Source organism: Trueperaceae bacterium, assembly GCA_036381595.1.
GTDB lineage: Bacteria > Deinococcota > Deinococci > Deinococcales > Trueperaceae > DASVCN01.
The window spans coordinates 14063-34639 of record DASVCN010000007.1; the positions used below are offsets into that span (position 1 = coordinate 14063).

A 20577-nucleotide genomic window follows, 5' to 3' on the forward strand; every position below is an offset into this window, starting at 1 on the left:
ACGGAGCCGATCGCGCCTCTATCGCTCATGGGCGGCATTATTCCATCCGCCGGTCGGCCGGCGCACGGGGCGTTGGGATTGTCCCGGATCGCTTTGTCCTCGCTCCGGTCCGGACCGCAGAGTAAGCGGTCAGGACGGGAAAATCCCTCAGCGACCGGTGTCAGGGCTGGTTATCATCCGGTCGACAGGGTGCCGCTGCGCACCTACCGCGTCGCCGCTGGCGCCGGTTCATCCGATCCGGGGGCGAAGGGAGGAGTCCGGTGGACAACATCCGGTTCAAGCTGATCAACGCGAGCGAGGTCGACCTGTTCGAGCAGCGGCTACACGCCTTCATCGATTCTCTCGACCGTAGCGCCGTCGTTGTGGAGGTCAAGTACAGTTCGACGCCCTTGACCGGTGGCGGGGTCGAATACAGCGCCCTGGTTCACTACCAACAGACGGAGAGCTGGAGCTGATAACCCCCTTGCCGAGTGCGGAGAAGCCGTCCCCTGATACGACAACAGGACGGGAAATTCATACCGACCTGAAAACACGCGGGATACGATGGCGGCCATGACGGCAACTCTGGTGCTCGTGGTCGACGACGACCCGGCGCTGCTCAAGCTGATAGAACTCACGCTCGTGGCGGCGAACTTCAACGTGCTGTCGTTCGACGATCCCCGCGATGCAGTGGTCGAGCTCGAGGAGGGGCTTCGTCCTGACGTCATCGTCTCGGACGTCTCCATGCCTGGCATGGACGGTTTCGAGTTCTACAAGAGGGTGCGCACCTTCAACGAACTGCACGCCGTGCCGTTCCTCTTCCTCACGGCGATGGAGGACAGGAGCTACGTCAGGCAGGGGATGACCCTGGGCGCCGACGACTACCTGACCAAGCCGTTCGAGCGACAGGAGCTGGTCGACGCGGTGCGGATCAGATTGCAGCGGATCGAGGAGCTGCGGCACCCGCTCGAGGGCACGGTCCGCGCCCGCGCGTTGGGCCACCCGTTCGTCGAGCGGAACGGCAAGCGCCTCGACTGGGACTCACTCAAGGCGCTCGAGCTTCTCTTCTACCTGCTCGAGCACCCGAACGGAGTGACCACCTTCGAGGTCGCAGAGGCCCTCTGGCCAGGAAAGACCGAAGCGAAGGCCTCGAGTTCGTTCCATACGACCCTTTACCGGCTACGTAAGGTGATGGGTGGCGAGATGGTCGAATCGGCCAACCGCCGCTACTACCTGCGCAAGGAGTTCCGCATCGAGTACGACGTCGCCCACTACCGAGATCTCGCCAGGAAGGCCCGGGACGGCTCGTCCTCCGACCTGTTCGAGCAGGCGATAGATCTGTACCGCGGGCACTACCTGCTGGGATTCGACTCGAGCTGGATCGACGAGATGCGCCAGGTCCTCCACGCCGAGCACCTCTCGCTCCTCCAGAGCGCGGCCGAGCGCGCGACCGAACGCGGCCACCACGAGGCAGCCACCCGCTACTTCCAGGCGATGACCGAGCACGAGCCGTTCAGCGAAACGGCCTGGACGGGGCTCGCGGAGAGCTGGGAGGCGCGCGGTGAACCGGGCAAAGCCGAGAACGCCAGGAGCCGATTCGAAGAGCTGATGGCCGAGAGCTGAGGATCGAGCAGGCGCGAATTTGGAGAAACGAACCTCATGGCGGCTAGTAGGCTCTCTAAGCAGAGAACATCTCCTGTAGCGTCTCGAGTACGGCGGCTTGGGCCGCTTCGGCAACGGTTCCGAGTTTCGCTACTAGCCTTGATTTGTCGACCGTTCTGATCTGGTCGAGGACGATGAATCCATCTTTGCCTTCAAAGGCACAGGGCACCCGCGTTGGATATGGCTTTCCTCGTGTTGTCATCGGCGCTACGATCACGGTCCGGATGTGCGCGTTCATCTCATCGGGAGAGATGATGAGGCATGGCCGGGTTTTACATACCTCCGAGCCTTGCGTTGGGTCCAAACTGACAAGATGTACGTCGAAGCGGTTTACCACTCCCATTCGTCATCGTCGAATCGGGTTGCTACCGGTTCATCCAATACGTGATCGTCTTCCGCTGCCGCCATCTGGGCGAAGGCTTCCGACCAGCCCCGCCTGGCAGTGTCGGCGGCGCGTATGACGATGGTGTCTTCTTCTACTTCCAAGTCGACTTCTTCGCCCACTCCTGCCTTCTCGATCAGTGGTTTCGGTATCCGAATCCCCTGTGAATTTCCGATCTTGACGATGCGCGTCCTCATGCTCAGCCTCCGTGGTCACAATGTAATTACCTAGCGCGACTGAGTCAAGCGGCGGTACTTGAGCCGGCCTCAGCTTTCCAGACGCAAAGCCGAAAAGTCCCTCCTGCGTTAGACTGCCATCGATTCCATAGCCTTAGGAGCTAGTCATGTACTCCATCGATCTGCAGGGAAAGAACGGGCTGGTACTCGGGGTCGCGAACCAGCGGTCGATCGCCTGGGCGATTGCTCAGCCGCTGGCGCAGGCGGGTGCGCGGCTGGCTTACTCCTATCAGGGGGAGCGGATCCGGCCGGTGCTGGAGAAGCTTACCGAAGGTCAGAGCGATGTGGTCCTGGCCGAGTGCGACGTCCAGAGCGACGAGCAGCTGGACGGCCTCTTCGAGAACGTCCGGCGCGAGATGGGCCGGCTCGACTTCGTCATCCACTCGCTCGCTTTCGCGCCGCCGGAGACGTTCACCAGCCCATTCGTGCAGACGGAGCGGGCCCACTGGCAGACGGCTATGGACATAAGCGCCTACTCTCTGGTGGGCGTAGCCAGGAGGGCTGCGCCGCTGATGACCGATGGCGGCAGCATCCTCACCCTCTCCTACCTGGCCGCGGAGCGGGTCGTGCCGCACTACAACATGATGGGGGTGGCCAAGGCGGCGCTCGAGGCGAGCATGCGCTACCTCGCCTACGACCTGGGCCCACGCGGGATCAGGGTCAACGCCATCTCTGCAGGGCCGGTACGGACCATCGCCGCACGCTCGATCTCCGGTTTCGGCGATATGTACGGCGAAGCAGGCAGGCTCTCCATGCTCAAGCGGAACATCGAGCAGCAGGAGGTGGGTGGGCTCGCCCTAGCCCTCGTCGCCGATTCGCTGGGCAGTGGCATAACGGGTGAAACTATCTACGTCGATGCCGGCTTCAACGCGATCGGGATGTTCCTGCCCGAGGGGGCCGAGGAGTAGCCCGAAAGCCGCTCACGATCGCTTGCGGCTCCGATATACTCTCTCAATGAACGCTACCTCTTCCTGGACAGGCGTGCTGGGCCGATGGCGGCGCACTTCCGCCACCGACCCGTGCCGATCCGGCACGGCCCGCCCCTGAAGTTCAGCGAAAAGAGGAGTTCATGCTCTCTGCACCCCCAAAGATGACGGTCAAACCCGTGTACCGCGAGGTCCTGGCCGACCTCGAGACGCCGCTCACCGCCTATCTGAAAGTGGCCGGACACCCTTCCTTCCTGCTCGAGAGCGTCGAGCAGGGCGAGCGGGTAGCACGCTACTCGTTCATCGGCAGCGGCGAGAGGCGCCGTATCGAGGCCAGAGGCGGCAGGGTCACGGTGAGCGGACCGGCCGGCAGCGAGAGCTTCGATTCGGACGACCCCTTGCGAGTCCTCTGGGACCTGACCGTCCGTGAGGTCGGGGATCATCCTCACCTGCCGCCGTTCTGGGCAGGTTCCGTCGGCTACGCTGCCTACGATCTGATACGACAGTACGAGCGGCTGCCCGACTCGAATCCTGACGAACTGGGAACCCCGGACCTGCTCTTCATCGAGCCAGAGGTCCTGGTGGTGTTCGACCATCTGCGCCGCCGCATCGTCATCGTCGCCGCCGCCGAGGAGGGCAACCCTGCCGACGAGGAGCTCGCGAGAGAGCGCGTGGAGGCGGCCTACCAGCGCCTGCGCGGCCCGCTGCCGGGCGTTCCCGGCGACCGAGCCGGACGCCGTACCGAGTTCACGAGCAATTTCACCCGCGAAGGGTTCATGGCCGCGGTTTCCCGCGCGGTCGAGTACATCCGCGCCGGCGACGCCTTCCAGGTCGTCCCCAGCCAGCGGATGACGGCAGACCTGGGAGTGCACCCGTTCGCGATCTACCGGGCGCTTCGAACCATCAACCCGAGCCCCTATCTCGGCTACCTCGACCTGGGCCCGGTGACGCTCGTCGCCTCCAGCCCGGAGAGCCTTGTGAAGAGCGACGGTGTTCGGGTGGAGACGAAGCCGATCGCGGGCACGCGACGCCGGGGGGCAGACCAGGCGGAGGACGAGGCGCTCGCGCAGGAGTTGTTGGCCGACGAGAAGGAACGGGCCGAGCACGTCATGCTGGTCGACCTGGGTCGAAACGATCTGGGGAGGGTCTGCCGCTACGGCTCGGTCAGGGTCGAGGAGTTGATGAACGTCGAGCGCTACAGCCACGTGATGCACATCGTCTCCAGGGTCAGTGGTGAGTTGGCGCCCGGGAAGACGCCGCTCGATGCCCTCTCTGCCACCTTGCCCATGGGCACCGCCTCGGGAGCCCCCAAGATCCGGGCGATGGAGATCATCGACGAACTGGAGCCGGTGAGACGCGGCCCCTACGCGGGCGCCTTCGGCTACCTGTCGGTGTCCGGGGCGATGGATATGGCGCTGACCCTCCGCACCGTCGTAGTGGCCAACGGCAAGGCCCATCTGCAGGCTGGCGGCGGAGTCGTCGCCGATTCCGATCCGGACTTCGAGTACCAGGAGTCGCTCAACAAGCTCGCGGCGCTGCGGAAAGCCGTCGAGATGGCGACCGAAGGGTTGGGCTGATGGACCTCTCGCGCGTGCACGGTTCGCCTTCGAGGTCGGCCCAAGAGCGTCGGGAAGTAGCGGCCGGATCCGATCGACGGCGGTCGGCATGAAACGGGTTCTCGTAGTCGACAACTACGACTCGTTCACCTTCAATCTGGTGCAGTACCTGGGCGAATTGAGCTGCGAAGTAACCGTATGGCGTAACGACCGCTTCGAGCTCACGGAGGTCGAACGACTGGCGCCGGACGCGCTCATCGTCTCGCCCGGCCCCTGTACGCCCAGTGACGCGGGACTCTCGGTGGAAATCATCCGCCGCTTCGGTGCGGAGCTGCCGACGCTGGGCGTGTGCCTCGGGCATCAGGCGATAGCTGCCGCCTACGGCGGCGAGGTGGTGCGGGCGACAACGATCATGCACGGCAAGACCAGCGCTATCAGCCACGACGGCAGCGGCGTTTTCGCAGGCCTGCCCAGCCCTCTCACCGCCACCCGTTACCACTCGCTGGTGGTGCGCGACCTGCCCCCTGAACTCGTGGTCAACGCCTGGGTCGAAGAGGCCGGGGAACGCGTGGTCATGGGCATGAGGCACGAGACCCACCCGGTGTGGGGAGTCCAGTTCCATCCGGAGAGCATCCTGACCGAGTCGGGCCACGAGATGTTGCGGAACTTCCTGTTGAGATCATGACTCCTGCGCCCACTACCCGGCCTGAGCCGACGTCCCTCAACAGCGTCGGGCTGAGCGTGGTCACCGCCAGCCGCGGCCGTCACGAACTGCTTCGGCGCAAGGCACTTGCTCTCGCACGTCAGACATTGGCTCCGCGCTCGTTCGAATGGTGCCTCTGGCTCAACGAGCCGCGATCGGAAGTCGAGACCGTAAGACAGATGATGGCGCAGCTGAAGCTGCCGTTCCACGTGGCGCTGGCGGGTGGCGAACCGCATCCGGTGGGCCGGGCCCGGAACCTGGCGGCGGAGTCGGCCCGTGGAGACGTGCTGCTGCTGAGCGACGACGACTGTATGCCCGACCCGGGTGCACTCGCAGCTCACCTCGCTCTTCATCGGTTGACTGTTGGGGTCGCTGGCATTGGCCCGCTCAGGTTGCCCGACGATCTGCGGAAAGCTCGGCGCGCCGAGCCGTTCGAGAGGATAATCGCGTTCGGGAACCGCGCCTCCTGGATCAACTTCACCGGGGCCAACAGCAGTGTCTCGGCCGTTGTCTACCGGCAGGTGGGCGGTTACGACCCGGATTGGAAGGGTTACGGTGGCGAGGACCCCGAGCTGGCATTGCGACTGAAGCGAGCAGGGGTCAGGTTCCGAAGGGTCAGGCAGGGAGGGGCCACCCACGAGGGCCGCGTGTGGGACGACTCCGAGAAGGCGTACAGCGCCGGCCGGGCCCACCGTCGCCTTTGGGAACGACATCGTACCGGTGCCTGGGCGCTGGGTGTCCACCCGGTCCAGCTGGCTGCGAAGCGTGTCCTCCTCAACGGCCCCTGGAGTTCGCTCATCGACCGGGATGTCCTCGCCTACGAGCGCGCCTACGCCCGAGGCGCCGAAGAAGCGGCACGCGAGAAATCCGATGGATGAGGGGTAGATCGTGGATCTGCGCGTGATAACCGCCACTTGTTCGCGTCCCCACCTGCGCCCGCTAGCGACCGGAGCGTGGCAGGAGGGCGTATGGACTCGCGCTGGCAGATTGCAGGAAGGAAACGGGAAGTGACGATAGGGAGTGAAGCGAAACTCGACGTCAGGGAGCTGCTGAGCGAAGTATTCGAAGGTAAAACGCTGGACCGCGACAGGGCCAGACAGGTGATGGGCTGCCTCATGGACGGCGAGCTGTCGCAGATGCAGGCCGCCGCGCTGCTGGCGGCGCTGAGGACGCGTGGCGAGACCGTGGAGGAGATCGTCGGCTTCGCCCAGGCGATGCGTGAACGCGCCGTGAAGGTGACGCCCCGAGTGGAGGGCCCGTTGCTCGACACCTGTGGCACCGGCGGTACCGGCTTCAGCAGCATCAACATCTCGACCACCGCAATCTTCGTCGCGGCGGCCGGGGGCGTCAAGATAGCCAAGCACGGCAACCGCGGCGTGACGAAGCGGTCGGGCTCAGCGGACGTCCTCGAGTCCCTCGGGGTGAAGCTGGAGCAGTCGGCGGAGCAACTCGCGCGCTCGATAGAGCAGATCGGGCTGGCCTTCATCTTCGCCCGCACCCATCACCCCTCGATGAAGTTCGTGGCTCCGATCCGTGCCGACCTGCAGGCGAGAACGATCTTCAACAATCTGGGACCGCTGACAAATCCCGCGGGCGCCAACCGGCAGTTGATGGGGGTCTTCAGCCCTCACCTCACCGTCCAACTCGCGAACGTGCTGGCGGGCCTAGGTACCCAGCGTGCGCTGGTCGTGCATGGCGACGGGCTCGACGACTTCACAGTGAGTGGCGAGACCACGGTCGCCGAGCTCATGCCCGACGGCGAGGTCGTCGACTACACGATGACGCCGGAAGAGGTGGGCCTCGACCGCTACCCCAGGAGCGCGCTGGAGGGGGGCGACCCGAAGCAGAACGCCGAACAGCTCGAGGCCGTGCTGGCAGGCGAGGTGGAGGGAGCCAAGCGGGATGTGGTGCTGTTCAACGCTGGAGCCGCACTCTATCTGGGGGAGCGAGCGCCCGACATCCGTAGCGGCGTCGAGCAGGCGGCCGAACTGCTCCGGTCCGGTGCCGCCGCCGCGAAATTGCAAGAACTCATAAGCTACTCCCGCAGCGGGGCGTAGACTGGAAGGGTGCCGTCGTCCGGCCTGCCGGTCTCGCTGACCCTACGGGTCACAATGGACCGGAAGCGTGGGGGCGACGCTAGGAGAGACCATGGCTGAACGAGCGATTGGCAGCATCAGGGTAAAGACGGGCTTCGCCGAGATGTTCAAGGGCGGCGTCATCATGGACGTCGTTGACGCCGAGCAGGCGCGCATCGCCGAGGATGCCGGAGCGGTTGCGGTGATGGCGCTCGAGCGCGTCCCGGCCGACATCCGCGCCCAGGGCGGAGTCGCCCGCATGTCCGACCCGTCGATGATCAGCAGCATCGTCGAAGCGGTGTCTATCCCGGTCATGGCCAAGGTCCGCATCGGCCACTTTGTCGAGGCGCAGATACTCCAGGAACTGGGCGTCGACTTCGTCGACGAATCGGAAGTCCTTACCCCGGCCGACGAGGCCTACCACATCGACAAGCACGCCTTCACGGTCCCTTTCGTCTGCGGTGCCACCAACATCGGGGAGGCGCTGCGCCGCATAGCGGAGGGCGCCAGCATGATCCGCACCAAGGGTGAGGCCGGCACCGGCAACGTCGTGGAAGCGGTGAGGCACGCTCGATCCGTACTGGGCGAGATCAAGCGTATCCAGGCGATGCCTCGTGAAGAGCTGATGACGTACGCCAAGGACAACGGCGCACCCTACGAACTCGTTCTCTACGTACACGAGAACGGCAAGTTGCCGGTCGTGAACTTCGCCGCCGGTGGCGTAGCGACGCCCGCGGATGCTGCGTTGATGATGCAGCTGGGGGTCGAGGGGGTGTTCGTTGGCTCCGGCATCTTCAAGTCAGCAGGCAGCGAGCTCGACGTGAGCAAGAAGCATCAGGCCTGGTTCAAGCGCGCCAACGCCATCGTCAAGGCAGTCACCCATTACAACGACCCGGCGATCCTGGCCGAGGTATCGCGCGACCTGGGCGAGGCCATGGTGGGGATAAACATCGACACTCTGCAGGAGAACGAACTCCTTGCCAGCCGAGGTTGGTAGCGGCCGGCGGTTGTTAGGGTGACGCAACAGCGCAAGAGAATACCTGACAAGCTTCAGCTCAAGCTGTGGCAGACGCTCCTGGTCGTGTTTCTCACGGCGGTGCTGTCGGTCGCTTCGCTGCTCACCGCGTCGGCCCTCAAGTGGGCGGGCGAACTCCCCAGCCTCGAGCCGCTCGACGCGCTCGAGTACACCTCTACGACCCAGGTGTTCTCCCGCGACGGGCGACTGATCGGCGAGATCCTGCCGATCGCCGGCGAGGGCAGGGTAACCACCAACCGTATACCCGTGTCGCTCGAGGACATCTCGCCCGCGGCCATAGCCGCGATCGTGGCCTATGAGGACGACCAATTCTTCGAACATTACGGTTTCGACATCCCGGCCATCCTGCGCGCCACCTACGAGGAGTTCATAGGTGGTGAGGACCGTGGTGGTTCGACTATCACCACCCAGGTCATCAAGAACACGGTTCTGCGGGAGATCCGCAGCGAACGGTCGCTGGAGCGCAAGGTCAAGGAGTTGCTCCTTGCGGTAGAGCTCGAGCGGCGGCTCACGAAGGCAGAGATACTCCAGCGATACGTCAACGTCATCTTCTGGGGCGGCAACGTCTACGGCATCCGCTCTGCCGCCCAGGCGTACTTCGACAAGGAGCCCAGCGAGCTGAGCCTGGCCGAGGGCCTCTACCTTGCGCGCCTGATCCCGGCGCCTAACGAGCGACACGACGAGATTCGCGAGACGCGCGCCTCGATGCGCCAGGTGCTCGACAAGATGGTCGAGCAGGGCATGATCACCGCCGCCCAGGCAGAGATCGCCTGGCGCGAACCACTCGAACCGCGGGGCTGGGAGGTCGAGTACGACGGCGAAGGGAACATCGTCAGCGCCGAGCGCACCGGTGAACGACCCCTCATCCGCACCACGGTCTCATCGGATCTCTCGCCTCACGTGGTGATCGCGGTGCGCAACTGGCTGACCGACCGTTACGGCGAGAACGTGGTATTCGGCTCGGGAGGCTTCAAGGTATACACCACGATCGACTATCAGGCGCAGGTTGCCGCCAACGAGGCCTCGGCCGACGCGGTGGTGCCCCCCGGTGCCCAGCTGGCGATCGTAGGCCTGGAGCCGGACACCGGCCGGATCCTCGCCATGGTGGGGGAGAAGCTGAGCCCCGACGGCGCCTACAGCGAAGAGTTCAACCGCGTGACACAGGCCTACCGGCACCCAGGCTCTTCGTTCAAGCCGGTCGTCTACGCCACCGCGATAGAGCAGGGAGCCATCAACCAGGCCACGGTGCTCGTCGACGAACCAGCTTCCTTCGAGCAGGTCGGCAGGCCGGCCTACGAGCCTCAGAACGCCGACGAAACGTTCGACGGCCCCGCGACCGTCCGTTACCACCTCGACCACTCGAGGAACATCCCGGCCGTCAAGGCGCTCGAGGCTGCTTCGCCGGAGGCGGTAGCCCAGCGAGCCCGGGAGCTGGGCTACGACAACGTCGAACCGTTCTACTCTCTCGCCCTCGGGGCGTTCGGCACGACACCGCTCACTCACGCCGCGGCGATCGCATCGTTCGCGCAGGGAGGCGTCTGGGTCGAGCCGCACCTGATCGAGCGGGTGGAGGACTCGGAGGGGAACGTGCTCTACGAGGCCGACCCTCGCAGGGTAAGGGTCTGGTCCGAGCAGACGGCCTACATCATGCTCGACATGATGCACGGCAACGTGGCCGATCGTGACCGCGGAGGCAGCCTTACCGGCTACTCCTGGCGAGCAGCCGCGGGACCGATGGCAGGCGAGTGGGTTGCCGGCAAGACCGGGACCTCGAACGAAGACCGCGACATCTGGTTCGTCGGGATGACACCGGGCATGGTGGCGGCCGTCTGGATCGGCAACGACGACAACACATCGTTACCCGAAACCATGGCGCTACCCGGCGGCGGTACCGAGATCGTCAACTCTTCGCGGCCGCCAGTGTACGTCTGGCGAGACTTCGTTGCCGACGCCCTCAGTGGCAAGCAGACGGCCGACAGCTTCCCGGTGCCCGACGGCGTCGTGTTCCACGAGTTCGACCTGCGAACCGGGGCGCTGGTCGAGGACAACGGGGTGGTGGGCGCCTTCCGGCCCAGTACCGACCTGAGCGGCCAGTCGTTCGCCGGAGGCATCCAGATCGAGATACCCGTAGACACCCGTACGGGCGAGCGGGCGACGGCTTCGACGCCTCTCGAGTACCTGGAGATCCGTCGGCTCAGTCCTGAAGAGCTCGACCGACTGCTGGCCACCAGTGCCGCTCCGGCGGCCGGGGAAGCGTCCGACGAGGACGACTCCGACGGGTTCGACGCGATACCTCAGTAGGCGGTAGCGCGCTTGCGTACCGGTGCGTTAAAGCGGTGGCATGATGACGCCATGAAGATCGGTGTCCTCGCTCTCCAAGGTGCTTTCCGCGAGCATCGCCTGGCGTTCGAGCGCCTGGGCGCCCAGGTCATCGAGGTGCGCCTTCCCAGGCATCTGGAGGGTCTCTCAGGCGTGGTCATCCCCGGCGGGGAATCGACGACGATGGCCAAGCTGATGAGCAGCTACGGGCTCGACCACGCTTTGCGCGAGTACCACCGGTCGGGCGGCGCTATCTGGGGCACGTGTGCCGGCGCCATAGCCGTAGCGCAGGAGATTTCTGGCCGGCCCGGTCAGCCTACCCTGGGGCTCCTCGACATCACCGTCGAACGCAACGCCTACGGGCGACAGGTGGCGTCTTTCGAAGCCGACCTCGAGATCGAGGGGATGGAAGGAGCATTCCGGGCGGTGTTCATCAGGGCGCCACGCATCGTTCGGGCCGGGCCAGCCGTGGAGGTCCTGGGCGAGCTGGAGGGAGACCCGGTGATGGTCAGGCAGGGCCGAGTGATAGCCGGAGTGTTCCATCCGGAGCTGAGCGGCGACGACCGGGTGCACGAGTACTTCTTGAACCAGGTTGCAGGCCCAGTCCTCGCTGCGGGGTAGGTTTGGGGCGTGATGAACCTATACCATCTGCCCGCAGGGCCGAAGGCTCCGGACCTGATCGATGTCGTGATCGAAGTGCCGATGGGCAGTTCCAACAAGTACGAGTACGACCCGGAGCTGAACGTGTTCAGGCTAGATCGGGTCCTGTACAGCCCGATGCACTACCCGGGCGATTACGGCTTCGTGCCGGGCACTCTAGCCGATGACGGCGACCCTGTCGACGTTCTGGTCCTCATCAACTCCCCTACCTTCCCGGGAGCCGTTCTCACCGTTCGACCGCTCGGCTACCTCGAGATGAGCGACGAGAAGGGGGAGGATCAGAAGCTCCTGGCCGTACCGGCCCACGACCCCCGTTACGACGGGAACCGGCACATCGACACGATCTCGCGCCATCGACTCAGGGAGATCGAGCACTTCTTCAACATCTACAAGGAACTGGAGGGCAAGGAGACCCGCGTCGACGGATGGCGGGGCCTGGACGAGGCGCATGACCTCATCCGCCGTTGCATCGCTCGGTTCCGGGAACGGGTGTCGGAAGCCGTCTGACAGTGGATCGCCGGTCGCCAGGCGTCCGCGGTGCCCAACAGGACTATCCGGGCAGGGCGGAATCGGGTTAGACCCCCAGTCCCACGTTGTTCTTCTCGAGTGCCCGCTCCGCTCGGTAGGAGGAGCGAACGAGCGGCCCCGAGACCACTTCCAGGAAGCCCTTCTCCAGGCCTACTCTGCGCAGCTCGGCGAACTCCTCGGGGGTCACGAACCGCTCCACCGGCAGGTGACTCGGCGTGGGTCGCAGGTACTGGCCGAAGGTGACTATGTCGACTCCGATCTCGCGCAGGTCGTCCATCGTCTCGTGGATCTCGGGTTCCGTCTCTCCCAGCCCGAGCATCAGGCTGGTCTTGGTCAGGACGTCGGGTCGCGACCGTTTGGCGTAGGCGAGCACCGACAGAGTCTGGTCGTAGGAGGCCCTGGGGTCGCGAACCGGATGGGTCAGTCTCCTTACCGTCTCGATGTTCTGGGCGTACACTTCGATGCCGGCGTCGAGGACCGTTTGGACCGCCGAGGTATCACCGGCAAAATCGGGAGTGAGGGCCTCGACCGAGGTCTCCGGATTGACCTCTTTGATCTTACGGATGCAGGCAGCGTAGTGAGATGCTCCACCATCCGGGAGGTCGTCGCGATCGACCGAAGTAAGGACGACATAGCTGAGCCCCATCAGCTTCACCGATTCAGCCGCGAGACGCGGTTCATCGGGATCGAGCCGGCCCCTGGGGTTGCCGGTGTCGACGGCGCAGAAGCGGCAGGCGCGGGTGCAGACCGATCCCATCAGCATGATCGTCGCCGTCCCGGCGTTCCAGCACTCGCCGATGTTCGGGCACATCGCCTCCTCGCACACGGTCGAGAGGCCGTGCGACCGGACGTTCTGCCGCACCTGCGAGTAGCGCCCGCCCGACGGGAGCTTCACCCGCAGCCAGTCCGGCTTGGGCTGGCGCGGTTCGTTCTTAGCGCCCTTGCGCTGGATGCCGTTCTTGATGACCTTGATGTCGTCGACCTTGATCACTGTGCCACCTTCGCTGGGAGGAAAGCCTCCCGCAGCGATTCGATGAGGAGGGGCTTGACCTCGTCGAGTCTCACGTCACGGCCCAGAAGCTTCGAGAGACTGGTCACGCCTTTGTCGGCGAGCCCGCAAGGGACTATGTAGTCGAAGTGCCGCAGATCGGTATGCACGTTGAAGGCGAAGCCGTGGAAGGAGACGTCCTGCTTGATCGCCACCCCGATGGCGACGATCTTCTCGTCGCCCACCCAGACCCCCGCGTAACCGGGACTGCCTTCGCCTTCGATGCCGAAGCGGGCGAGCACCCTGACGAGCGCCGCCTCCAGCACCCGCAGGTACTCCTGGACCTTGCGGCCGACGTGGAAGATCGGATAACCCACCAGTTGACCGGGCCCGTGGTAGGTGACGTCTCCACCGCGCTCGACGTCGAAGAGGTCGAACCCGTGCTCGCGCAGGAACGACTCCTGAGCGAGCAGGTTGTGGCGGCCCCCCTTCCGGCCGAAAGTGATCACCGGCGGATGTTCGACGAGCAGCAGGGTAGGAGGAGCTTTCCCCGTGGCGACCGCCGCGTGCGTCTCGAGTTGCACGTCCCAGGCCTCGCGGTAAGGCATCGAGCCGAGATCGCGAACTACGAAGCGTTCCATGCGCCGAGGATAACAGCGGACCGGCGCCGGCGGCGCCTGGCGTGATGCAGAGTGCACAACGCTCTCCCGGCTACTGGGCCGGGACGATCCTGTAGACAGTCCCCCCGCCATGGTCGGCCACGTACAGTTCCCCCTCGTCATCCTCGCCGAAGGCAGATATCCGCAGGCCGGACTGCAGGAGCGGGATCGAGGACCACTCGTCGTTCGCCCCGTAGGCCCCCCAGATCTGACCGCTGCAGTAGTCGCCGAACAGGTAGGCGCCCTGTAGGCCCGGAATGGCGGTGCCACGGTAGCGGTAGCCTCCCGTCACCGAGCAACCCAGGTCGTGGTCGTACTCGAGCACGGGCAGGACGAGTCCCTCGGTCTCGCACCCCTGCTCCGGTTCGAAGCAGTGCGCTCCCTCCATTACGTCCCAGCCGTAGTTCTGGCCCCCGCCCACGGCGGCGCTCTGGAAGTTGATCTCCTCCCACACGTTCTGGCCGACGTCGGCGATCCAGAGGTCGCCGGTTTCACGGTCGAACGAGAAGCGCCACGGGTTCCGGAGTCCGTAGGCCCAGATCTCGGGCCTAACTCCCGGCTGGTCGACGAAGGGATTGTCGGATGGGACCCCGTACGGCTCGGCGCTGTCGACGTCTATGCGGAGTATGGTCCCGAGAAGGGTTCCGAGGTCCTGGCCGTTGTCGTGCGGATCTCCGCCGGCTCCGCCGTCGCCCAGGGAGATGTAGAGGTATCCGTCGGGCCCGAAGGCGAGTCCACCCCCGTTGTGGTTCGGATAGGGCTGAGGCACCTGGAGGAGGACCCTCCGGCTGTTCGGGTCGGCGAGGTCGGGATCCTCGGTCGAAACCGCGTACTCGGCCACCACGGTGTCACCAGCCGGATCGGTGTAGTCGACGAAGAAGCGGCCATTGTCGGCGTACTCGGGGTGGAAGGCGAGCCCCAGGAGGCCGCGTTCACCGCCGGCGCTCATCTGCCCGCTGATGTCGAGGAACGGCTCGGGGAGCAGTTGCCCGTCGACTGCGATCCGGATCCGGCCGGGCTGCTCGAGCAGGAAGATCCTGCCGCTGCCATCGCCCGGAGCGACGATCGCTGTGGGTGACTGCAGGCCCGTGGCCACCTCCTCCAGGGCGAGCTGCGGGGGTTCGTCGGGCGGTTCTTGAGCAGCGACGTGATCGTGGCCGCAAGCGACCAGGGCTAGCAGGAGTGCGAGCAGGAACGGGCTCTTGGAGCGTGTCATGGCTAAGGGTAGAGCCTGCGCACGGAGGTGTCCAGGTTACGCGGACGGCCTCAGTGGCCGTGCAGGAAGGTGAGCGCTTCGCCGAGGAGGGCAGCGAGGTTCGCGGGGTAGTCGTGGCCCAGGCCGGGCACGACCTCGAGTTGCACGGGCACGCCAGCCTGCTGCAGCAAGCTGTAGGTTGCCTCGATCCCCTTCCTCGCCGGGTCGAGTTCACCGGTGATGAAGACGCCCCGCAGGCCGGCTCCTAGTGCGGCCTCGAGGTGGGGTTCGATCCGCTCGGGTGCGGGCGCGCCAACCAGCGCGATGAAGGCAGTGGACGGTACGGCTCGCTGACAAGCGAACTGGACGGCCATTCGCGCTCCCTGCGAGGCCCCGGCCAGGATCAGCCGACCGGGGTCGTAATGAACTTCTCGTTCGATGAATCCCAGATGCGTGCGCAGTTCAGCGGCAGCTCTCTCGTTCCAGGCGTACGCGTCCGGACCCACCAGTTCGCTCCCCTGGGGCGCGGCCAGCATCATCCCTTTGTCGACGGCCGGTCGCCACCGGTAGAGGCTCTCTTCGGCAGTGCCGCCCATCATATGGAGGGCCATGAGGAGCGGCGGGACAGCGTCGGATGACGCCGCGGGCAACTCGAGCAACAGCTTCGGCTGGATGCGGCCCTTCTCGGCCTCGAGCCGGGTCTCACACTCCGCGACGATCCTCTCGAACGCGGGGTCGCCACGCAGAGGCTCGAGGTCGTCATCGTTCCTCAGGTGGAGCGGGCTCATCCATCCGCCTGAGGAAAGGTAGGCGGAAAGTGTCACCAGCGCAGCCGACGGTCGTCCTGCCCTGCACTCGAGACAGGCAAGCCAGAAGGTGATCCGGGGCAGTTCCGTCGGATGGTCTTCCAAGCCAGAGCGCAACAGTTCGGTCGCCTCGGCGTAGCGCCGCCCCTCGTAAAGGCGGAACAACTCCTGGCGGAGCTCCTGGAACGTAAGGGCCATCGTCTCAAGTGTAGCTACCGTCCTCGTCGAGGAGAGGGAAAGCTGTGCCGCTGCTCTCGAAGATGGCTGCTTCGCGGGGGTAGAGCCAGCGGAAAGCCTGGTCGTTGATCTCCCTCTCCGACAGTCGCGGCCAGCGGTACATCCCCGCCTGGCGCCGCTGACGCTGCGCCTCGAACAGGATAATTGCGGTTGCTACCGAGACGTTGAGAGACTCGACCATGCCCAGCATCGGGATGACGATGTGCTCGTCGGCCCGCGCAGCGGCGAACTGGCTCACCCCCCGTTTCTCGTTCCCGAAGAGGACCGCGGTGGGCCTGGTGTAGTCGACGTCCCGGTAGTCGAGGGCCCTCTCCGAGAAGTGGGCGGCGAGGATCTGCATCCCCCGCTCGCGCAGCTGCTCGAACGCCCCGGCGATCTCCCCGTGAAGCTCCAGGTCGACCCACTTGTGAGCACCGGCGCTGGTCTCGTTGAAGGTCGGCACCCCTCCTGTCGGTGTGACAGCGTGCACCACCCCGATGCCGGCGGCGTCGCACGACCTCAGCATGGCAGAGAGGTTGTGAGGCTTGTAGACGTCCTCGGCGAGGACGGTCAGGTCCGGCTGGCGCTTCTCCAGTACCTCCCTGATGCGCCTGTAGCGAGCCTTTTTCACCTCGGAAGAATACGTCGTGGACGGGCTTCCGTCAAAACGGCCGACGGTCCGCCATTGCTTGACACCACTTCGCTCAGGCACGTATCATTCTCGTTGCGTCCGACCCCCTTACGTGCCGAGGTGGCGGAATTGGTAGACGCGCTAGCTTGAGGGGCTAGTGCCCGTTGAGGGCGTAGGGGTTCAAGTCCCCTCCTCGGCACCACACGAGCCAGCCTATCCGGCTGGCTTTCGTCGTTCCGGGTGCGTCCCTCAACCTGCCGAGGGCAACTGCCGCCTCCTTCTCGTCGCCGGACCCGCCGCTCTGGTAGCCTTCGATGTGCCTGCTGCGACCTTCCCCTTCAAGAGCTACCGACAGGGCCAGCGGGAAGCCATAGAGGCAGCCAGGGAAGCTTTCAGTTCGGGTAAACGGTTCGTAGTCATCGAGGCGCCTACCGGCTCGGGCAAGTCCGCCATAGCCGTCACTCTGGCGAGGGAAGCCAACAGCTCTTATCTGCTCACCGCGCAGAAGATCCTGCAGGACCAGTACGTCAGGGATTTCCCTGACCTCGCCCTCATGAAGGGCCGGTCCAACTACGAGTGTCTCGTGGCTCCCACCCACGCGGCCGCTGCCCCCTGCATCGCGGGGCGGCGCTTCCCCGATTGCGACCGTTGCCCCTACTTCACCGCCAAGGATGAGGCGATCGCCGCCTCGAATACGATCATGAACTACGCCTACTACCTGGCCGAACTCAACTACTCGGGGGGCTTCCCGCCCCGGGAACTGCTCGTGCTCGACGAGGCCCACAACGCCGAGTCCTCACTGATGGGCTTCGTCCAGGTCACGATCTCCGACAGCTCCCTGGCGCGGGTAGGCATCGGGGAGCGCATCCCCTTCGTACAGGACCAGATGGACTACTTCGATTTCGTCGAGGAACTGCTCCCTCGGCTGGTGGGTCGCGCCCGCGAGGTCGACCTCGAGCTGCGCAAGACCGAGTCGGGCAGCGAGATCGAACTGGCCAACCTGCAGACCAAACGGTGGCTCGACAACCAGGGCGCCCGTCTGCGGCTGCTTCTGGAAAGTCTCGATGACGAACTGGTCGACTGGACGGTGGAGCGCCGCCAGGAAGCTGGTGGCCAGAGCCTGACCTTCAAACCGGTACGGGTAGCGAGCTTCGCCGAGCCTCTGCTGTTCGGCTTCGGCGAGCGGGTCCTCATGCTCTCTGCGACCATCCTCGACGCAGCCACCTACCTTTCCTCGCTCGGTATCGACCCCGAGGAAGCGGCTGTCATCCGGGTCGAGTCCGACTTCCCACCCGAGAACCGTCCCGTTCGGGTCAGGCCGACCGCCAAGCTGACGCGGCACCAGCTCGACCGCGACCTGCCCAAGCTCGTTGCCGCGGTCGCGCGAGTGCTCGACGACCACCCGGACGAGAAGGGGGTGATCCACGGCCACTCATACCGGATAAGCCGTCACCTCGCTGCCAACCTGCCCCGGCACCAACGTGCCAGGCTCATCACCCACGACGACGCCGGCGGCCGGGACGCCGCGCTCGAAGCGCACGTCCGCAGCGCGGACCCCACCGTCCTGCTGACTCCCAGCATGACCGAAGGGATCGACTTGGCCGGCGAACTCTCGCGCTGGCAGGTGATCTGCAAGATCCCCTACCCATACCTCGGAGATCCGCAGGTAGCGAGGCGGCGTGACCTCGACCCCTCCTGGTACGACTGGCGGACCTGCCTTACGGTGGTGCAGGCCTACGGGCGTTCGGTCCGGAGTCGCGACGACTTCGCGATCACCTACCTCCTCGATGCCGACTTCCCGTCGTTCCTCAGGCGGCAACGCAACAGGTTGCCCGCCTGGTTCCTCGAGGCCGTCACGGTCGACAGTTGAGCGCGTCGGCGCCCCGGCAACAGCCTCTCCTCGGCTTCCTCCTGATGCTGGGCGCGACGGCCCTGCTTCCGGTGATGGACGGGATGGCCAAGCACCTCAGCCAGAGTTAACCGCTCCTCCAGGTCGTATGGGCGCGCTACTCCTTCCATCTGCTGACGATGCTGCCGCTGCTCCTCTGGCGCTACGGCCCGAGATCACTGTGGCCCAGGCGGCCCCAAGTGCAGCTCCTTCGGGGAGCCCTCCTGCTGGCCGCCACCATGCTCTTCTTCGCGGCGATCTCGCGTATGCCGCTCGCCAACGCGCTGGCGCTCTTCTTCGTATCGCCTCTGGTGGTGACGGCGTTGGCGCCCTTCCTCCTGAAGGAGAGGGTGGGATGGCCCCGCAGGGTCGCGGTGATGGCAGGCTTCGTTGGGGTGTGGATAGTGATGCGGCCCGGAACCGGCGCATTCGAGCTGACCGGCTTGCTGGCGGTCGCCGCCGGCACCGTCCACGGCCTCTACCTCCTGGTCACCCGCAAGCTCTCTGGCAGCGCGCCGCCCCTCGTCACGCTCGCCTATACGGCTCTGGTTGGCGCCGTGGTGATGTCGTTCGTGGCCCTCTTCGTGTGGCAGGCTCCCAGCCTCGCCGACCTCGGCCTGATGGTCCTCATGGGTCTACTGGCCGCGGTCGGGCATCTGCTCGTGATCTGGGCGTTCGACCTGGCCCCGGCTTCTCTGCTGGCACCGGCCGGCTATTTCGAGATCGTCACGGCGACCGTGGTGGGTTTGGTGGTGTTCGGCGACTTCCCGGACGCCTGGACCTGGGTGGGCGTGGCCGTGATCGTGACCAGCGGCGTTGTCATCTCGGTGCGGGAGCAGCGAACCCGAGCCCGCGCGGGTGCGGGATTGCCTACCTGGGAGTGAGAGCTGTCGCAGGGGCGGGGCGCAGCGCAGGCAGGCGAAGAAGACCTCGACCGGGGAGTGACGACAGTTGAACCGGAGGGACCTCAGAAGGCGTCCGCCCGGGCCATGAACGGAGCGCGCCTCCCGCCCAGCGCCGCGATCGCGTCGAGCGCCTCGACGCTGCCGGTCGCCGCACCGTGCTGGAGCGCGGCCCGAGGCGGCATCAGGCCGGTGAGCAGGAGGGGCAGAGTCTCCACGCGTAGCTCTACGTCAGGCGCTCCTGCCTTGGCCTCTATTGCAGTTCCATCCGGACCGGTGCGCACGCTGAAAGTCCCCTCGTTCCACGGGCAGGACGCATCGTGCAGCCTCAGGGTAAAACTCTCCTCGCGATCGCTCGCCAGCGGCCCAAGGGCGGCCGAGAGGTCGACGATCCGGGCCTGCATCGGCCAGCGGGAGCGCGAGTGACGGGTGCGGTGGTCGAGGGCCAGGGGGTCGTCGGCCGGCAGGCTGAGCCGCACCGCGTCCACCTGACCCTGCATGGAGCCGATGAAGGCGAGCAGGTCGCTCCTCCCCCGGGGAGCCCGGTAGGCGTAATCCTCGACCGTCAGCAGGGTGCGTCCCTCGTCACGAGAGAGCGCGAAGAGCAAGTAGGCATCCTCGAACCGGTAGAGGAAGGTAGGGGCCTCGAGCCACCACTCGCTCACCAGTCGCTTCCATGCCTCGCGCGGGTCTTCCCTTCGGGTCAGGCAGAAGTTGTGACCCTTCGCCCAGGCCTCGTAGATGGGCGCCATCTCGGCGAAGCGAGACAGCTCCAGGGGCTCCGCCGCCGGAGGCTGACCGCTGTAGAGGTAGTCGATCGGTAACTCCAGGTCGACCGAGGAGGGCACCGATTGCCAGCCCAACCGGCTGTAGAAGCGCGGGTCGAACGGGTACTCCAGGCACCAGCCCACCCCATCTTCGTGCAACTCTTTCAGGCCAGCGAGCAGCAGGTTGCGGATATGCCCGCGGCGGCGGTACTGAGGGGCCGAAGCTACGCCGGCCAGCCCTCCCATCGGGACTTCGGTGCCCGCCAGGTACATGGTCATCGGATAGACGGTGATCACGCAGGCGATCCGGGCGTTGACGAACATCGCGCGGCTGTACGGCAACCGCTTCGCCATTATCTCCCGGTAGGTCTGCTCGTCCAGCTCCCACGGCGGGAAGGAGACCGACCGCACCTCGAGGAAGAGGTCGAGATCGTCCCGACCCAGATCGCGGATCTCGCTCATC

General features: G+C 65.6%; 21 protein-coding genes, 1 tRNA gene and 1 pseudogene. 15 read left to right on the top strand and 8 right to left on the bottom strand.

Features of this window, described 5'->3' with window-relative positions; genetic code table 11:
- Positions 1 to 260: 260 nt before the first annotated feature.
- Positions 261 to 455: a hypothetical protein gene (locus tag VF168_01705; GenBank protein ID HEX7002886.1), complete on the top strand. Its 195-nt coding sequence runs from the start codon at positions 261 to 263 to the stop codon at positions 453 to 455.
- Between the two features lie 97 nt (positions 456 to 552).
- Positions 553 to 1602, top strand: a complete 1050-nt coding sequence (locus VF168_01710; GenBank protein ID HEX7002887.1) for a response regulator — start codon at positions 553 to 555, stop codon at positions 1600 to 1602.
- Between the two features lie 55 nt (positions 1603 to 1657).
- Here the strand turns inward: VF168_01710 and VF168_01715 are convergent, their stop codons facing one another.
- Positions 1658 to 1984, bottom strand: a complete 327-nt coding sequence (locus VF168_01715) for a type II toxin-antitoxin system PemK/MazF family toxin (GenBank protein ID HEX7002888.1) — start codon at positions 1982 to 1984, stop codon at positions 1658 to 1660.
- On the bottom strand, positions 1972 to 2220 hold the full coding sequence (locus tag VF168_01720) for an AbrB/MazE/SpoVT family DNA-binding domain-containing protein (protein ID HEX7002889.1): 249 nt from the start codon (positions 2218 to 2220) through the stop codon (positions 1972 to 1974). Before VF168_01720 ends, VF168_01715 begins: the two co-directional genes overlap by 13 nt.
- A gap of 146 nt (positions 2221 to 2366) precedes the next feature.
- On the opposite strand from VF168_01720, the gene VF168_01725 reads away from it, so the two are divergent.
- From VF168_01725 to VF168_01765, 9 genes are all read left to right on the top strand, one after another.
- Positions 2367 to 3167, top strand: a complete 801-nt coding sequence (locus VF168_01725) for an enoyl-ACP reductase (GenBank protein ID HEX7002890.1) — start codon at positions 2367 to 2369, stop codon at positions 3165 to 3167.
- 161 nt (positions 3168 to 3328) lie between these two features.
- Positions 3329 to 4762 (top strand): anthranilate synthase component I, encoded by a 1434-nt coding sequence (gene trpE / locus VF168_01730; protein ID HEX7002891.1) that lies wholly within the window; start codon positions 3329 to 3331, stop codon positions 4760 to 4762.
- An 88-nt stretch (positions 4763 to 4850) separates the two neighbouring features.
- Entirely contained in the window at positions 4851 to 5426 is a 576-nt protein-coding gene (locus tag VF168_01735; GenBank protein ID HEX7002892.1) for an aminodeoxychorismate/anthranilate synthase component II, read from the top strand.
- Positions 5423 to 6322 carry a glycosyltransferase gene (locus tag VF168_01740; protein HEX7002893.1) on the top strand — a complete coding sequence of 300 codons (900 nt, stop codon included), beginning with the start codon at positions 5423 to 5425 and terminating at the stop codon, positions 6320 to 6322. Before VF168_01735 ends, VF168_01740 begins: the two co-directional genes overlap by 4 nt.
- 129 nt (positions 6323 to 6451) lie before the next feature.
- Entirely contained in the window at positions 6452 to 7501 is a 1050-nt protein-coding gene (gene trpD / locus VF168_01745; protein ID HEX7002894.1) for an anthranilate phosphoribosyltransferase, read from the top strand.
- A gap of 91 nt (positions 7502 to 7592) precedes the next feature.
- A complete protein-coding gene (pdxS, locus tag VF168_01750; GenBank protein HEX7002895.1) occupies positions 7593 to 8516 on the top strand; it encodes a pyridoxal 5'-phosphate synthase lyase subunit PdxS in 924 nt (307 codons plus the stop codon).
- Positions 8517 to 8534: 18 nt separating this feature from the next.
- Positions 8535 to 10856, top strand: a complete 2322-nt coding sequence (locus tag VF168_01755) for a transglycosylase domain-containing protein (GenBank protein HEX7002896.1) — start codon at positions 8535 to 8537, stop codon at positions 10854 to 10856.
- Positions 10857 to 10907: 51 nt separating this feature from the next.
- On the top strand, positions 10908 to 11495 hold the full coding sequence (gene pdxT / locus VF168_01760; GenBank protein HEX7002897.1) for a pyridoxal 5'-phosphate synthase glutaminase subunit PdxT: 588 nt from the start codon (positions 10908 to 10910) through the stop codon (positions 11493 to 11495).
- Positions 11496 to 11507: 12 nt separating this feature from the next.
- On the top strand, positions 11508 to 12041 hold the full coding sequence (locus VF168_01765; GenBank protein HEX7002898.1) for an inorganic diphosphatase: 534 nt from the start codon (positions 11508 to 11510) through the stop codon (positions 12039 to 12041).
- 67 nt (positions 12042 to 12108) lie between these two features.
- Here VF168_01765 and lipA read toward each other — a convergent pair whose 3' ends face one another.
- The 5 genes from lipA to trmH form a co-directional block, all read right to left on the bottom strand.
- Positions 12109 to 13014 (bottom strand): lipoyl synthase, encoded by a 906-nt coding sequence (lipA, locus tag VF168_01770; protein HEX7002899.1) that lies wholly within the window; start codon positions 13012 to 13014, stop codon positions 12109 to 12111.
- A 35-nt stretch (positions 13015 to 13049) separates the two neighbouring features.
- The gene (gene lipB, locus VF168_01775; protein ID HEX7002900.1) at positions 13050 to 13691 is read right to left on the bottom strand and encodes a lipoyl(octanoyl) transferase LipB; all 642 of its coding nucleotides are present in this window, start codon (positions 13689 to 13691) and stop codon (positions 13050 to 13052) included.
- Positions 13692 to 13761: 70 nt separating this feature from the next.
- A complete protein-coding gene (locus VF168_01780) occupies positions 13762 to 14925 on the bottom strand; it encodes a PQQ-dependent sugar dehydrogenase (GenBank protein HEX7002901.1) in 1164 nt (387 codons plus the stop codon).
- Positions 14926 to 14975: 50 nt separating this feature from the next.
- Positions 14976 to 15908: a hypothetical protein gene (locus VF168_01785; GenBank protein HEX7002902.1), complete on the bottom strand. Its 933-nt coding sequence runs from the start codon at positions 15906 to 15908 to the stop codon at positions 14976 to 14978.
- Between the two features lie 4 nt (positions 15909 to 15912).
- Positions 15913 to 16557, bottom strand: a complete 645-nt coding sequence (trmH, locus tag VF168_01790) for a tRNA (guanosine(18)-2'-O)-methyltransferase TrmH (GenBank protein HEX7002903.1) — start codon at positions 16555 to 16557, stop codon at positions 15913 to 15915.
- Positions 16558 to 16671: 114 nt separating this feature from the next.
- Here trmH and VF168_01795 point away from each other — a divergent pair.
- From VF168_01795 to VF168_01810, 4 genes and pseudogenes are all read left to right on the top strand, one after another.
- Positions 16672 to 16759, top strand: a tRNA-Leu gene (locus VF168_01795).
- A gap of 114 nt (positions 16760 to 16873) precedes the next feature.
- Entirely contained in the window at positions 16874 to 18427 is a 1554-nt protein-coding gene (locus VF168_01800) for an ATP-dependent DNA helicase (GenBank protein ID HEX7002904.1), read from the top strand.
- A 128-nt stretch (positions 18428 to 18555) separates the two neighbouring features.
- Positions 18556 to 18843 (top strand): annotated as a pseudogene (locus VF168_01805) (EamA family transporter).
- Between the two features lie 9 nt (positions 18844 to 18852).
- Entirely contained in the window at positions 18853 to 19329 is a 477-nt protein-coding gene (locus VF168_01810) for a DMT family transporter (protein ID HEX7002905.1), read from the top strand.
- An 83-nt stretch (positions 19330 to 19412) separates the two neighbouring features.
- On the opposite strand, the gene VF168_01815 is transcribed toward VF168_01810, so the two are convergent.
- Complete coding sequence (locus VF168_01815) at positions 19413 to 20576, bottom strand: GNAT family N-acetyltransferase (protein ID HEX7002906.1); 1164 nt, start codon at positions 20574 to 20576, stop codon at positions 19413 to 19415.
- Position 20577: the final 1 nt, after the last annotated feature.

Excerpts from the sequence above, each read along its gene's own strand:
- VF168_01710 (HEX7002887.1), top strand. The coding sequence starts at position 553 with ATGACGGCAACTCTGGTGCTCGTGGTCGACGACGACCCGGCGCTGCTC.
- VF168_01715 (HEX7002888.1), bottom strand. The coding sequence starts at position 1,984 with ATGGGAGTGGTAAACCGCTTCGACGTACATCTTGTCAGTTTGGACCCA.
- VF168_01720 (HEX7002889.1), bottom strand. The coding sequence starts at position 2,220 with ATGAGGACGCGCATCGTCAAGATCGGAAATTCACAGGGGATTCGGATA.
- VF168_01725 (HEX7002890.1), top strand. The coding sequence starts at position 2,367 with ATGTACTCCATCGATCTGCAGGGAAAGAACGGGCTGGTACTCGGGGTC.
- trpE (HEX7002891.1), top strand. The coding sequence starts at position 3,329 with ATGCTCTCTGCACCCCCAAAGATGACGGTCAAACCCGTGTACCGCGAG.
- VF168_01735 (HEX7002892.1), top strand. The coding sequence starts at position 4,851 with ATGAAACGGGTTCTCGTAGTCGACAACTACGACTCGTTCACCTTCAAT.
- VF168_01740 (HEX7002893.1), top strand. The coding sequence starts at position 5,423 with ATGACTCCTGCGCCCACTACCCGGCCTGAGCCGACGTCCCTCAACAGC.
- pdxS (HEX7002895.1), top strand. The coding sequence starts at position 7,593 with ATGGCTGAACGAGCGATTGGCAGCATCAGGGTAAAGACGGGCTTCGCC.
- pdxT (HEX7002897.1), top strand. The coding sequence starts at position 10,908 with ATGAAGATCGGTGTCCTCGCTCTCCAAGGTGCTTTCCGCGAGCATCGC.
- VF168_01765 (HEX7002898.1), top strand. The coding sequence starts at position 11,508 with ATGAACCTATACCATCTGCCCGCAGGGCCGAAGGCTCCGGACCTGATC.
- lipB (HEX7002900.1), bottom strand. The coding sequence starts at position 13,691 with ATGGAACGCTTCGTAGTTCGCGATCTCGGCTCGATGCCTTACCGCGAG.
- VF168_01780 (HEX7002901.1), bottom strand. The coding sequence starts at position 14,925 with ATGACACGCTCCAAGAGCCCGTTCCTGCTCGCACTCCTGCTAGCCCTG.
- VF168_01785 (HEX7002902.1), bottom strand. The coding sequence starts at position 15,908 with ATGGCCCTTACGTTCCAGGAGCTCCGCCAGGAGTTGTTCCGCCTTTAC.
- VF168_01810 (HEX7002905.1), top strand. The coding sequence starts at position 18,853 with ATGCGGCCCGGAACCGGCGCATTCGAGCTGACCGGCTTGCTGGCGGTC.
- VF168_01815 (HEX7002906.1), bottom strand. The coding sequence starts at position 20,576 with ATGAGCGAGATCCGCGATCTGGGTCGGGACGATCTCGACCTCTTCCTC.